Origin of the sequence: Streptomyces sp. DH12 (assembly GCF_020873895.1) — a bacterium.
Lineage (GTDB): Bacteria > Actinomycetota > Actinomycetes > Streptomycetales > Streptomycetaceae > Streptomyces.
Map to the genome: position 1 here is coordinate 360,724 of NZ_JAHWGT010000001.1, position 13,519 is coordinate 374,242.

Below are 13,519 nucleotides of genomic sequence, written 5' to 3' on the forward strand. Positions count from 1 at the left end.
ACCCGGCCACCCCCTCCCAGACCCCTCGCCGTGCCGGGTGCATTCGGTCCGGACGGCCGGGCGAAGCGGCGTGCCGGTGGGACCGGCCACCAGAGTGGTGATGGCGGTGTCGTAGTTGCCGGGGCGACCGGAGTGGAACGGATGCGGAGAAAGGTAGGAGCCCGTACGGCCCGAAGGAGCATCGCTATGACCAGTGACGTGAACCCCATCGACGTGCAGAAGGCCCTCAAGGGCGCGGACTACCCGGCGTCCCGGGACGACCTGGTGTCCCTCGCCCGAGGGAATGAAGCCGGAGACGACGTCGTACAGGCGCTGCAGGAAGCCGGCCAGGACCGCTACGACGGACCGGACGACGTCCAGCGCGCCATCTTCGACGGCAAGTAGCACGCCTGGCGGTGTCTCCTCCTCCCTGCGCCGGCATCGCCGTCGGCTCGGAAAGGTCGGAAGGCGCACTGCCGGGATACACCGCCTGGAGCGACGGCGGCGTGGCTGAGGTGTTGCGGCGGCATCTGTGGAGCACTCCGCGATGCCGCCCTCCGCCCGGGAGCGCCCGGCATCGCCGCAATCGTTCTGCTCACCGGCGGGAGTTGCGAACGCATCGGTCGGCTACCAGGTCCAGGCGCGGTCGACCGGCTGGCGGGTGGCGTGGCCGGTCGCCGTGTCAGCCGGGGATGCCGCGGGGGTCGACGCCGTAGGTCTGCTCGGTACGGGGTCCGCCCGTCCGTGCCGTGGGCGACGACCTGCGCCGGCTCGTGCTGCTTGGCCTGCCGGCGGACCGCGACGATGGCCTCCTGCTGGGTGCGGTGCGGTGCGACTCGCACACCTCCCGGCGGCCCCTCCTGATGCTGGACCTGCCATCGATGCGCCTCTTCCCCTTCCTCGTCCGGCATGACGTGGTACACCGTCCGCTCCGGCTTGGGCTCCGCGGTCGTTTCTCCACCAGACACGGTGCGGCAGCTGCCGCACCGTGGTGGGAACCACGCACCGCGGCGAGGCCGTCCCTGCCTCCTGTCCGATGTCAGCCCCGTCCTCATCTCCCCGCAGTCCTGATCGCGGTCCGCACGGTGACGGCGACCAGGACTGCGTCGTGTGGAACGGCGGTGCGTCGGAACCTTGGTGCGAGTGGCCTTCCGGACCCGACCGTACGGCTCCGCCCCCACGCGAGAACGACGCAGCCGCCCGTATATACGCACCTCCATACGAAGTGACCGGACCGGCCGGAACCTTGAGCTCGCCCGCTCCCGTACTCGCGGCCTTCCCCTCATCGTGCGCCCGCTCCCCGATCGGTGGGGGAGAGACGGAAGCGGGGGCCCAACCGTCGCCGAGGAAAGCCGGCCCCCGATCCCCGGCCCTGCGCAGAGACCCACCTGGCCGAAGGTGATACGTCGACGCTACGGGGCGACAGCAGTGGCTCGCGGCGGGAGATCCGGCGGGAGTCGCGTCGCATGCGGCCGGCAGCGGCTGCCAGGGCTGCGCCACCCTCGTGGGATCCCGGCCGCCCTGCCCACGGCACGAGCCGGCCACCCGGTCGACGGCGATGACGTACAGGTCTCTCACCGTGGAGCCCCTCGAAGAAGGCAACGGCGCCTCCCGGGCGGCCGCGGTGCGTACGGGTCCGGCGTACGGTCCGGCACGGAATGGCAGCTCGCATGCGCGCTTTTCCCGTCGTCACCCCCGTCCGTGACCGGTCCCGGTCGGCGCCCGACGCGCCATGCGGCCGCACTGCGGACTCAGGCGGGGCGCACCGCCGGGAAGCAGCGCGCGGCCCGCCCCGAAACATGATCACCGCATTGGGGTAATGCCCCGGGTCGAGCGCGCGGAGAGTACCTGTGACCCGCTACGGTTCCCCCCGGAATCCCCGCGATTACCCGGGTATTCAGGTATTCCTCCTCATTTCCGCTGGTCTGACCGGTTGATGCTGACGTGCGCCGGCCACGCCTCCCCAAGGAGAGCCCGCCTCGATGACCGTCGACATCAGCCCGGCAGCACAGCCGGACGACCAGGCGGCGCCGCAGCAGTCTCCCGGCACTGCGGCCGCTCGCGGGCTCGCCACCACGACCGAGTCCGCACCGCGGACGCAGGAGATCACCTCCCGCCGGCTGCTGCGGATGCTCCCTTGGGTCGAGGCGGAGGGCGGCCCCCATCGGGTCGACCGCCGACTCGGCCACACCGTCGGAGACGGCGGATCGAGTCCGTGCGGGACGGTGCCGATGTCCGCCCATCCCGCGGGAACTGGGCGAACCGGCCCCGCTGCGAGGCCACGAGGACGTGGAGATCCTCGCCGCGCTCGTCGCCCGCTGCGTCCAGCGCGACTTCTCGGCCGGTGACACGCTCGCGCCGCGGGACGCCGTTACGGACAGGATCCACCTCGGGGTGCTCGCGGACGGCGCCCACTTCGGTGAGTACGCCTGCTCGACGAGGACGCGCGGTACGACTGCACCCCGACGCCGAGACCTCCGGCACCCTGCTCACCCGCCCGACCACCGAGGAGCAGACCGGCTCCATCATCGCCACGCGGACCGGTGAGGAGAAGCAGAGCGTCATCGGCCCGCGCCCGACCGGTCTGCCGGAGGGTGGGGTACGAGCCGGGCCTGTCGGTCCGCTTCATGGGCATCAGCGAGCAGGCGATCATGTCGCACCCGGTGACCGCGTACCACTCCGCCGCCGTCCTCGTACCCGACGCGCTCGGCGTGCTGGAGGACGTGCGGATCGCCCGGAGGCGCGACTAGCGGACCCGACCGATGGCCACGAGGCCGCCCGGGGTCACCACCCCGCCGGGCGCCCACGCGCTCCCGCACCAGCGACAACCCCACCCACCTGCACCAAGGAGCTACGGATGCCCGATCCCGGGCCCTTCCCCTCGCCGCCGAGCCCGACCGCCGCCCCCGCTCCGCCCACCGCCCGGGCGGAAACCGCGCTGGAGCGGATCCTGCGCGGGCCCAGCGGCCTGGGAACGACCGGCCTCTCCCTCGTCCCGCGCGAACCCGTCCCGCTCCCGCCTGCCGCGCTCTCACCCGCACCGCGCGACGGAGCCCCGGACGCCCCTGCGGGAGGGGCGGCGGAAGGGCGGCCCATCCCCGGCCTGTACTTCCACCCCGTCCCCGATCCCGACCCGGTCCGCGTGGCGGAGGTGAGCCGCCGGATCAAGCGCTGGGCCGTGGAGGAGGTGCAGCTGTACCCCGAGGAGTGGGAGGGCGAGTTCGACGGCTTCTCCGTCGGGCGCTACATGGTGGCCTGCCACCCGGACGCTCCGACGATCGACCACCTGATGCTCGCGACCCGGCTGATGGTCGCGGAGAACGCGGTCGACGACTGCTACTGCGAGGACCACGGCGGCTCACCCGTCGGCCTGGGCGGGCGCCTCCTGCTGGCGCACACCGCCCTCGACCCCCTCCACACCACCGCCGAGTACGCCCCGGCGTGGGTGGAGTCGCTCGGCTCGGACGCGCCCCGGCGCGCGTACCGGAGCGCCATGGACCACTTCGTCCGGGCCTCCACCCCCTCCCAGGCCGACCGCTACCGGCACGACATGGCCCGCCTGCACCTGGGCTACCTGGCCGAGGCGGCCTGGGCCGAGACCGATCACCTCCCGGAGGTGTGGGAGTACCTGGCGATGCGCCAGTTCAACAACTTCCGCCCCTGCCCCACCATCACCGACAGCGTCGGCGGCTACGAGCTGCCGGCCGACCTGCACGCCCGCCCCGACATGCAGCGGGTCATCGCGCTCGCCGGGAACGCGACCACCCTCGTCAACGACCTGTACTCGTACACGAAGGAACTCGCCGCCCCCGGCCGGCACCTCAACCTGCCGGTCGTGCTCTCCGAGCGCGAGAAGCTCTCCGAGCGCGACGCGTATCTGAAAGCCGTCGAGGTCCACAACGACCTCATGCGCGCCTTCGAGGACGCCGCCGCCGAACTGGCCGCCGCCTGCCCCGTTCCCACGGTGCTCCGCTTCCTCAAGGGCGTGGCCGCCTGGGTGGACGGCAACCACTACTGGCACCAGACCAACACCTACCGCTACAGCCTGCCCGACTTCTGGTAGAGAAACGGATCCACCTGTGACCACCGAGCTGACCTCCGCCGCCACCGACAGGACCCCCACGATCATCCCGGGTTCGGTGACGCCCTATCAGGGCGACATCGCCCGCTACTGGAACAACGAGGCCCGCCCCGTCAACCTGCGCCTCGGTGACGTGGACGGGCTCTACCACCACCACTACGGCATCGGCGCCGTCGATCACGCCGCCCTCGGCGACCCCGGGGACAGAGGCCACGAGGAGAGGCTCATCGCCGAGCTGCACCGGCTCGAGTCGGCCCAGGCGCAGGTCCTCCTCGACCACCTCGGAGCCATCGGCCCCGAGGACACCCTCGTCGACGCCGGCTGCGGCCGCGGCGGCTCCATGGTGATGGCGCACCAGCGCTTCGGCTGCCGGGTCGAGGGCGTCACCCTCTCGTCCCGGCAGGCCGAGTTCGGCAACCGCCGCGCCAAGGAACTCGGCATCGACGACCGCGTCCGCGCCCGTGTCTGCAACATGCTCGACACCCCGTTCGAGAAGGGCGCCATCGCCGCCTCGTGGAACAACGAGTCGAGCATGTACGTCGACCTGGACGACCTCTTCGCCGAGCACTCCCGCTTCCTCAGGGTCGGCGGCCGGTACGTGACGATCACCGGCTGCTGGAATCCCCGCTACGGCCAGCCGTCGAAGTGGGTCTCGCAGATCAACGCCCACTTCGAATGCAACATCCACTCCCGCCGCGAGTACCTCCGCGCGATGGCCGACAACCGGCTGGTGCCGCAGGCCGTCGTCGACCTGACCCCGGACACGCTGCCCTACTGGGAGCTGCGGGCCACGTCCTCGCTGGTCACCGGCATCGAGGAGGCGTTCATCGAATCGTACAGGGACGGCTCCTTCCAGTACGTCCTGATCGCGGCCGACCGCGTCTGAACCTCGGGTACCGGCCGGGCCTGTCCACCACGACGAGCCCGGCCCCGCGCCCGTCGGCATCGCGGCGTCGGCTGCCCGCGGGTCGCGGTGCGACGGCCCGTCCGGCGCCCTGACAGGCGCCGCATGACCATGCGGGAGGTCCTGTGATGCATGACACGGCACGTGCGGTCGCCCTCGTGACCACGGCGACGGTGTTCCTGGCCGCCGGCGCCGGCACGGCGTTCGCCGGAGGTGTCGGCGACCTCCTCAGCCCGGCTTTCGGGACGTCCTGTACCAACCACGGTGCTCCGGCAGCCGTCGGTGCGGCGGAGCGGGGAAGCGGAACGGTGGGGGGAAACATCACCGGCTTCGCCCTCGGCAGCCCCTTCAACCACTGCGGCGGCGCGGATGTCGACGCCTTGCACGACGCCGTTTCGGACTGCGGCGTCTACGCCTGCGCTCCCTGGGGGTGAGGACGGTCCGGCGGCGCCGAGCCCAGGCCCGTCCCTGGCGAGACTCGGCGCCCCCTCGCTTCAGTGCCGCGGGCGGCCGTTCGCCGAGCGGGCGGCCGACCGCCCGCTCGGCTGCCGAGCAGGATGGACGGTCACGTCCTGATGCCGCAGCGCAGGGAGTTCGTCGTCACGGTCGCGTGCCCCCCGGCGGCCTCGGTCGGGTAGGCGGGGCAGGGGTGTGCGGCACCGGGGGCGCTGGCGCCACCGCTCATCGGTGCGGGAGCTCGTAGGCGAGCGGCAGGCCGGCGGCCACGGCCTCCCCTCGCCCGGCGCCCTCTGCCGGCGCCCGCGGCCGGTCGTGCTGCCCGGCGGCCTGCGAGGCCGGTCCCGGGGTCAGGCACCCGTGTACTGGGCGGCGTACTCCTCGCTGGGCGGGACGACGGTGATGACGTCGATCAACACGCCCTCGGGAGCGGCGACGATGAAGTGCCGCTGGCCGAACTCCTCCGTACGCAGGGGCAGTACCTCGGGCAGGCCGGCCTCCGCCACGAGCCGCCGGTGTTCGCGGTCCACGTCGTCCACCTCGAAGTTCAGCAACAAGCCGCCGCTGAGCGCGACCCGCCGCCCCTCAGGGATGGTCGGGTGGGCGTGGTCGAGGATGGCCAGCTCGTACTGCGGTGCGTCGGGGCGGCGCAGACTAACGTACCAGTCCGCTTCGAAGGTCACCTCGAACCCGAAGTGGCGGGTGTAGAAGTCGCGGGAGGCCACCACATCCCGGGTGGCGAGCACCGGGTAGAACCCGCCGAGCTTGGCCGCGGACACGTTTGTGCGTTCCATCGTCACGGAAAGACCCCTCCTCTTTCGCATACCTTCGGTATGTGAGCTGCGGGCTAGCATACCCTCGGTACGCGAAGGGGAAAGGGTGTGCGCGTGATGCCGGTCAACCGGGCGGAGCAGCGGGCGGCCACGCGGCAGGCGCTGCTGGCCGAAGGACAGCGGCGGTTCGCCGACGGCGGGTACCACCAGGTGGTACTGGCCGAGGTGGCGCGGGCCGCCGGGGTCACCAAGGGAGCCGCCTACCACCACTTCGAGAGCAAGGCCGGGCTCTTTCGGGCCGTCGTCTCCGTCGTGCAGCAGCAGCTGGGCGAGCGAGTCGCGACCGCAGCCGAGCAGTACGAGGACCTCTGGGAGCAGCTCCGGGCCGGCTGCCGAGCCTTCCTGGCCGCGGGCACCGACCCGGCGGTACGACAGATACTGCTGGTCGACGCGCCGGCCGTACTGGGCTGGGACGAGTGGCGGGCCCTGGATGAGGAGTCGTCCGCCCACCACCTGGCAGAGGCCCTGGCGGCGCTCGTCGCCGCCGGGGTCATCGCCGATCAGCCGGTCGAACCCCTGGCCCGGCTGCTGTCGGGGGCGATGAACGAGGCCGCCCTGTGGATCGCGCGGGGCGGGGACCCGCACGCCGCGGAGCAGGCGCTCGACCGGCTCTTGGCGGGGCTGCGCGTCCCGGCCTGACCTGTCGCGACGACACACAGCCCTTGCGCGAGTCGGGTACAGAGGAGGTTCCAGGGTGCGCGCAGGGCGGACCGGGCGGACAGGGACTGCCGAACCGACGCGGTGCCGACGAAAGCACGGTCCGCCGCGGTGACGTCGCGACCGCAGAGACGAGCGCCCGCATGTCCTCCGTCCGTTCGCGCCCCCGTGACCTGCCACTCGGTTCCCCGCTGGCGTACGGTCTGCGGCTTGCCGTCCGGTGGCCACCCGCGCTCGCCGCTGTCAGTCCGTCAGGTGACAGCTCGCCCGTACCCGCATGTTCCAAGTTCGTGGCGGGGCGCCGCCCACCAGGCGTCGACCTGCGGCGGACCGAGCAGGCCGCGGCTTCTGGTCGAAACACTTTTCGTCTTCTGTGGCCCCTTGTGTGATCATCCTCAGGCCGTAGCCGCGCTCGCGCCCCGGAAACGGACGGGGGAGGGGACGGGGCAGCGTGGCAGCGCCTCGACCAGGGCGCCCGGCACATCGCGCACGGCGCACGCACGTCATCGATGACGTCACGCGCCGAGGGGGAACCAGAGGCCCGTACCGGTCGCGGCCACGAGCGGCTGCCGGAGTGCTGGACGTCAGGCGACCCGCCGCCGTATCCACCCGCCGCACCGCCGCGGGCTCCTCGGCCACGCCGCCCCAGGACCACGGGACGGCCGACCACCCGGGGCGGCCCGGGGCGGCGACGCGCGGCGCGTCCCCTCCGTACGACCCTCCGAGAAAGAAGAAGCACCGTGCACATCTCGTCACGCGTCACGCCCAGCAGGCGTGGCATCGTGGCAGCGCTGATGGCCCTGGCGATGGTCCTGGGCATCGACACGCGTCCTGCCGCAGCGGAAGGAGTGCCCGAGTACGACAGATCCGACGTACTCGAGGCGTGGAAGTACGGAGGGCCGGGGGTCCGCAAGGCCGCCGAAGCCGTCTTGACCGGTTCGGACACGGACGTGCGGACCTTCATGGCCGACCGGCTCCCCGGCATCCACGAGCACGACCTGCGTGTGCAGGTGATGCAGGCCATGGCGATGGGCGGCCCGGGTACCCGAGCCGCCGCCGACACCGCGCTCGACGGGGGAGCCGATCAGCTCCAGGCCTTCCTCGACGACGGGCTTCTCCGCCCGTACGACGAGGACTTGCGCGTCCGGGTCATGCAGATCATGGCCAACGGTGGGCCCAGTGTGAAGAAGGCCGCCGGCACGGCCCTGCAGGGGTCGTCCGACGACTACCTGGCGTTCATCAACACGGGGCAGTTCCCGCCCCGCGCGGACGACAACCGCGTCCAGCTCATGACCCTGATGTCGACGGGCGGGCCGAACGTCAAGAAGCTCGCCCAGCAGGCGATGGAGGGCACTGACGAGGACGTCCAGGAGTTCCTCGACCACGGCTGGCAGGTCGCCGCCGCGCGCGACCAGGAGAACCTGTCCATCGCTCAGCTGGCCGCCCTCGCCGACCGGGCGCAGAAGCAGGCCACGGCGCTGACCGAGACGGCCAAGGAAGAGGCCGCCAAGGCCGAGGCCGCCACCCGCAGGGCGAAGGAGGCCGCCGAGGAGGCGGCCCGCAAGGCCAAGGCGGCCCAGGAGTCGGCCGGAGAGGCTTCCGCGGCCGCGGCCCAGGCGGCTGCCGCCGCCCGCCGGGCGGCCGACTCCGCCCGCACCGCCATCTCCGCGGCCGCGGCCGCCAACCGCTCGGCCCGTGTCGCCGCCACCGCCGCCGCGCAGGCCGCCTACGCGGCCACCCGCGCCGGCAGCGCCGCGTCGGCGGCCCACTCGGCCGCCGCAGCGGCCGCCGGCGACGCCACCCGGGCCAAGCAGGCCCGTCTCGCCGCCGAGAACGCCCGCACCGCCGCGGCCGGCGCCACCAAGGCCGCCGACGCCGCCGAACAGGCCGGTGTGGCCGCCGACAACGCCGCCAAGGCCGCGGGCGCCGCGGCCAGCGCCGGGACGAACGCGGCTGCCGCGGCAGCGGCCGCCGCGGAGGCCGGCCGCTGGTCCGGGCAGGCCGGCGGCAAGGCCGCCGAGGCGCAGGCCGCGGCCGACGCCGCGCAGCGCCAGGCCGCCCAGGCCACCCGCGCCGCCAACGCCGCACAGGCCAACGCCACCCAGGCCGCCGCCGCGGCGCGTCAGTCCCGCAAGGCCGCCAACGACGCCGCCGCGTACGCCAGGGCCGCGGCCACGGCCGCCGACAAGGCGGCGGACGAGGCGGGCAAGGCGGTCGACGCCGCCAAGGCGTCCACCGCCGCCGCGAACGCCGCCTCCCAGGCCGCCACCCTCGCGAAGAACGCCTCCGACCAGGCGAAGAGCGTCGCCGCGCTCGCCCGCAGGACCGACGCCGAGCGGCTCGCGCAGCAGCAGTTCGAGAACGTCCTGGCCGCGGAGGAGGCCAAGAGGGCCCACGACGAGCACGTCAAGGCCGCCCAGGCGGAAGCCGGGCGCGTCCAGCGGCTGAACGCCGAGACGCACGAGCTGTGGCAGGAGGCCGCCGCGGCGACCGACATCCGCGAAGCGGCCGGCAAGGGCCGCCAGGTCGCCGTCAACCTGCTGACCTCCACGGGCCAGTGGGTGCGCACCCAGGCCGAGATCGCCCTCGTGGGCGGCGACGAGCAGGCCGCCGCGTTCGCGCGTACCGGGCTCGCCGTGGCCATGGAGCAGGACGACCGCGCCGCCGTGGCGCACGTCGCCACCACCACGGACAAGCCGGCGCAGCAGCAGGCCGCCCTCGCCGTGCTCGACAAGCCGATCGTCCAGGTGCGCGAATTCCTCCGCACCCGCCACTACCCGGGCAAGGAGGACGACGACCGCGTCGCCGTGGCCCGCATCATGGCCGCGGGCGGCCGGGGCGTACAGGCCGCCGGCAGCAAGGCACTCGACGGCACCGCCGCCGACCTGCACGAGTTCCTGGAGGTCGGCCAGCACAAGGCCCGCGAGGACGACGACCGCGTCGCCGTCAACCAGGCCCTCGCCACCGGTGGCCCCGAGGTGAAGGCGGCGGCCCAGGCGGCCCTCAGCGGTCCCCCCACGGCGCTGCGCGCGTTCCTCCGGACGGGCCTGCCGCGGGCCCAGCAGCGTGACGCCAACGCCGCCGCCCACGTCGCCGAGATCGACGTCCTCCTCGCGTCGGCGGCCCGGTCGGCCGCCATCGCCCAGCGGGACGCCGCCGAGGCGCAGCGCGTCGCGGCGACCGCCCGTAAGAACGCGGCCGACGCCGTCAAGTGGGCGAACGAGGCGAAGGAGTCCTCCGCCCGGGCGAACACGTACGCCCAGCAGGCGGACACGGCGGCGGACGAGGCCGAGGCGTCCGCGGCCCGCGCCGCGGAGTCGGCCAGGCAGGCGCGGAACGCCGCCGCCGCGGCCCGGGCGGACGCCCGCGCCGCAGGAGTCTCCGCGCAGCAGGCCCAGCGTTCCGCCAGCCGGGCCGCGACGTACTCCACGCAGGCCAACGCCTCCGCCTACCAGGCGCAGCTGTCGGCGCAGGCCGCCGACAAGGACGCCGCGGCGGCGGCCAAGGCGTCGACCGAAGCGCTGAAGATCGCGGCCGAGAAGCTCGTCGCCGAGCTGAAGAAGCAGGTCGAGCAGGAGCTCCGCGAGGTCAGCAAGCCGATGACCGACGCGGAGCTGCGCAAGATCCTGGAGAAGCGCCTGGTGAAGTTCCGGGGGAACCTGCTCGGCGAGGGCGAACTGAAGCCGGGGGAGGTGCTCCTCGTGTGCGGTGCGGACGGCGCCGGCGGCATGGGGTGCATCACCACCACGTACCTCGACCGGCTCATCGCCTGGTTCGTGGGCGCGGAGGACATCGAGCGCTGCCTCAACAAGTTCGAGTCGTCCTGCCTCACCGACCTCGCCATGAACGCTCTCAAGGTGAAGGCCCTCAAGAAGGTCCGGCCCCCGTGCCCGAAGGCCCGTTCGTACAGCGGTGCGGGCGCCGTGAAGATGCGGATGGCGTCGGCCGCGGTCGCCTCGTCCACGCCCGCTCCGGGCAGCAGCCCGTGCGTGCCGTGGATCCAGCCCGGATCGCTCCCCGCGGCCGAGGAGCGGGCTCTGGACGCCACGCTCGCCCACCTCGACGCCGGTACGGTACCCACCGGGCCGACGGCGACGAAGTGGGGCACGAAGTTCAAGAACTGGGGCAACGACCTGCCCGGTGCCCAGGGCCCGCAGTCGCCCTATCGCGAGTACCGTGTGACGCCGCCGCCGGGCGTCGGCGGCGCGGGACCGCTCCGGGTCGTCAAGAACATCCAGACGGGAGAGGTGTACTACACGTGGACCCACTACGGGGACTCCGGTCCGCCGGCGTTCGTACGCATCCGGTGATGCCGCGGTGAACCTCGAACCGGGCGTGACGTCCGTCCGTACCCGGGACGTCGGACGGATCGTGGAGGCGGCTGAGGCGGAGGACTGCCCGCTGTACCAGTTCTCCACGGAGGACCACCGGGGCGCCCGGGCCTTCTTCGACGCCGTCCGGCACACCCTGCCGCTCGACCCGCCGGTCGTCGGCTCCGGCAGCTGGGACGCCCTGTCCGACTCGCTGTGGGAGGGCATCCACACGCTTCACCGCCGCCGGGTCGCCCTGCTGTGGCGGGACGCGGCGGCCTTCCACGACGGGAGTCCCGAGGACTTCCGGATCGCGGTCGCCGTCCTGACCGACGTGGTCGAGACGCTGGCGGATCCCGCCGCGACGGTGGGTCGCCCCACGGACGTGTGCGTGTACGTCGCCGTGGACGACGACTGAACCGGGCGGGCGGTCACCGCGCCGTGGTGACCGCCCGCCCCACGATCGCCCCGGCACGCTGCACGCTGCCGGAGGCGCCCTGCGGCACGGTCGTCTCGTAGCCTCCCCGAGGCACGCACCGCCATGATCCGAAGAGCAGCGACCACGGCATGACCCGCGTCTCACGTGCGAGCAACCCGGGCCGGGGCGAAAGTACCTGAACCACGGCCGATCAGTCGCCTCCGAGGCTCCGGCCGCTCGCCGGCGCCGTCCTTCTCCTGGTCATTGCCGGTGATGTCTTCGTCATGCCTGTGCGGCACACGCAGGTACGGTTCCACCAAGTCCAGCGCGTGACCTCTGTGTCTGCCTTTCGTCACGGTCCTTGGACAGGCAGGTCACGGTCCGTACCCGTCGGGTGACCGCCTGGCAGCCTCGCCGCATGATCAGTGGTTTGCGGCTTCGTCTCATCCGATGGCAGCGTGAGCGTGCGGACGAAGCGATCTCGGAGCTTCGCCGAAGCGTGGAGACCCTCGGAATCGGCTCAGTACCGGCAGCGACCCGCATCGCCTTACGTCGCCGGTTCCAGACGCAGGTGACGACGTGGATGGTGACAATCCCCATCTGGCTGGTCGAGGCGCGCATCCTCTTTGCGATCACGGGCGAATGGTTCGCATCGGACGCGCCGGTATGGCTCCGGGAAGATCTGCGTGTGAATGACCCTTCCGCTCTCTCCCGGGCTGCGTGGACCCAACTGGGGCGCGATTTCGCTCAGGTCGTACCCTTCCTGCTGCTGGCGCGACGAACCAGTTCTGCCGTTGCGACGTTATTCGGCGCGTATGGGTACCGATACAGCCGAGTCGATATCTGGGCCGGCCTCATCAATGAGTGCGCGAAGATCTACCAGACGCGCGGCGCCGTGCACGGGAGGCTGGAGCTGGAAAACCTGCGCTACTCCGTGCTCGCGGTGCGGGGAGCCGCCTCCATGCGTGGGACAGTGCCGTTCTTTGCGTGGCGTCGACGTTATCTGGCTCGGCGCCACGCGGCCGACGTCGCGGCGACATTCAGAGCCGTCGCCGCAATGATGGATGCCAACCCCAGAGAGGGTGCAGTCAAGCTGGCCCGTCTTGCCCTGCGTACCAGTGAACGGTATGCCGAAGGTCGAGTGTCCGCGTTGCTTGACGAGGAAGAAATGGTGCCCCGGCGCTCCGGTGCTGAGGCTGTTCGTCTCGTCTTTGCAGCGCTGATGATCGCAGCGATGGCAACACTGGGTGCCGCCTTTTCCGTTCCTTCCCAGATCGTCGCGGTGGCCGCGGTTCTCGCTATCGCTGTGCTGTACCGGCACTCCATCCCAAGAGGGCTGGAGATCCTGACCCTCTTGGCGGCGTTACTGCTCGTTGCCCGCTAGAGGAGACACGGTCTGCCGACACCCTCATGCGCATCGCATCTCATCCCAGTGGTGGACAGCTTAGGTCGACTCCTGACCCCGCCCGGGGCACCCCCTCACGCCCCTCTACTGTCCGCCGCACCGCACGGCTCCGCCGCCCGCCGCCCCGACCGCCGCCCGCAGGACCCGCCGCCCAAGCAGAAGACCCGGCCGCTCGCCCAGCTGCGCCGCTCAGCCTCCCCGCCATCCAAGGTGGAGGCCACGTCCACCCCGAGATCTTCGCGGAGGACACTCGGCAGGCCGAGGTTGCCGCACTGGTCGGCCGGACTGCCGATGGGTCCGCGGCCGGCAGGGCCTTGACGGACGGCTCCCGAGCCGGAGGTGGTGCGCTGGCTGCTGGCAATGGGTGCACCGACGTTCGCGCAGGCGTTGCTGATTGCCGCGCCGGGTCGAGTGTGCCTGGCCCCCGGCCTGCTCCGAGTCGCCGCCCTCCTGCCCCCGCTCTCCCGCCGCGCACC

General features: G+C 72.5%; 10 protein-coding genes and 1 pseudogene. 9 read left to right on the plus strand and 2 right to left on the minus strand.

What is annotated here, in order from left to right:
- The first annotated feature begins 186 nt into the window (after positions 1–186).
- Positions 187–384 carry a DUF2795 domain-containing protein gene (locus tag LPA54_RS01600; protein ID WP_228973219.1) on the plus strand — a complete coding sequence of 66 codons (198 nt, stop codon included), beginning with the start codon at positions 187–189 and terminating at the stop codon, positions 382–384.
- Here LPA54_RS01600 and LPA54_RS42990 read toward each other — a convergent pair.
- The gene (locus tag LPA54_RS42990) at positions 336–1,265 is read right to left on the minus strand and encodes a DUF2188 domain-containing protein (protein ID WP_368857857.1); all 930 of its coding nucleotides are present in this window, start codon (positions 1,263–1,265) and stop codon (positions 336–338) included. The two genes, LPA54_RS01600 and LPA54_RS42990, sit on opposite strands and share 49 nt — an antisense overlap.
- A gap of 1,211 nt (positions 1,266–2,476) precedes the next feature.
- On the opposite strand from LPA54_RS42990, the pseudogene LPA54_RS01610 reads away from it, so the two are divergent.
- The 4 genes and pseudogenes from LPA54_RS01610 to LPA54_RS01625 all read left to right on the plus strand — a co-directional run.
- Positions 2,477–2,729: pseudogene (locus LPA54_RS01610) on the plus strand (Crp/Fnr family transcriptional regulator); the annotation flags it as partial.
- 107 nt (positions 2,730–2,836) lie between these two features.
- A complete protein-coding gene (locus LPA54_RS01615) occupies positions 2,837–4,042 on the plus strand; it encodes a family 2 encapsulin nanocompartment cargo protein terpene cyclase (protein WP_228973220.1) in 1,206 nt (401 codons plus the stop codon).
- 28 nt (positions 4,043–4,070) lie between these two features.
- Positions 4,071–4,946: a geranyl diphosphate 2-C-methyltransferase gene (locus LPA54_RS01620; protein WP_228973266.1), complete on the plus strand. Its 876-nt coding sequence runs from the start codon at positions 4,071–4,073 to the stop codon at positions 4,944–4,946.
- Between the two features lie 146 nt (positions 4,947–5,092).
- Positions 5,093–5,398, plus strand: coding sequence for a hypothetical protein (locus tag LPA54_RS01625; RefSeq protein WP_228973221.1), 306 nt, complete (start codon positions 5,093–5,095; stop codon positions 5,396–5,398).
- A gap of 372 nt (positions 5,399–5,770) precedes the next feature.
- Here LPA54_RS01625 and LPA54_RS01630 read toward each other — a convergent pair whose 3' ends face one another.
- Positions 5,771–6,214, minus strand: a complete 444-nt coding sequence (locus LPA54_RS01630; protein ID WP_228973267.1) for a VOC family protein — start codon at positions 6,212–6,214, stop codon at positions 5,771–5,773.
- Between the two features lie 96 nt (positions 6,215–6,310).
- Between LPA54_RS01630 and LPA54_RS01635 the strand changes: the two genes are divergently transcribed.
- From LPA54_RS01635 to LPA54_RS01650, 4 genes are all read left to right on the plus strand, one after another.
- On the plus strand, positions 6,311–6,892 hold the full coding sequence (locus tag LPA54_RS01635; protein WP_228973268.1) for a TetR/AcrR family transcriptional regulator: 582 nt from the start codon (positions 6,311–6,313) through the stop codon (positions 6,890–6,892).
- A gap of 758 nt (positions 6,893–7,650) precedes the next feature.
- On the plus strand, positions 7,651–11,220 hold the full coding sequence (locus LPA54_RS01640) for an ALF repeat-containing protein (protein ID WP_228973222.1): 3,570 nt from the start codon (positions 7,651–7,653) through the stop codon (positions 11,218–11,220).
- A 7-nt stretch (positions 11,221–11,227) separates the two neighbouring features.
- Complete coding sequence (locus LPA54_RS01645; protein WP_228973223.1) at positions 11,228–11,638, plus strand: barstar family protein; 411 nt, start codon at positions 11,228–11,230, stop codon at positions 11,636–11,638.
- A gap of 418 nt (positions 11,639–12,056) precedes the next feature.
- A complete protein-coding gene (locus LPA54_RS01650) occupies positions 12,057–13,022 on the plus strand; it encodes a hypothetical protein (RefSeq protein WP_228973224.1) in 966 nt (321 codons plus the stop codon).
- The last annotated feature ends 497 nt before the right edge of the window (positions 13,023–13,519 follow it).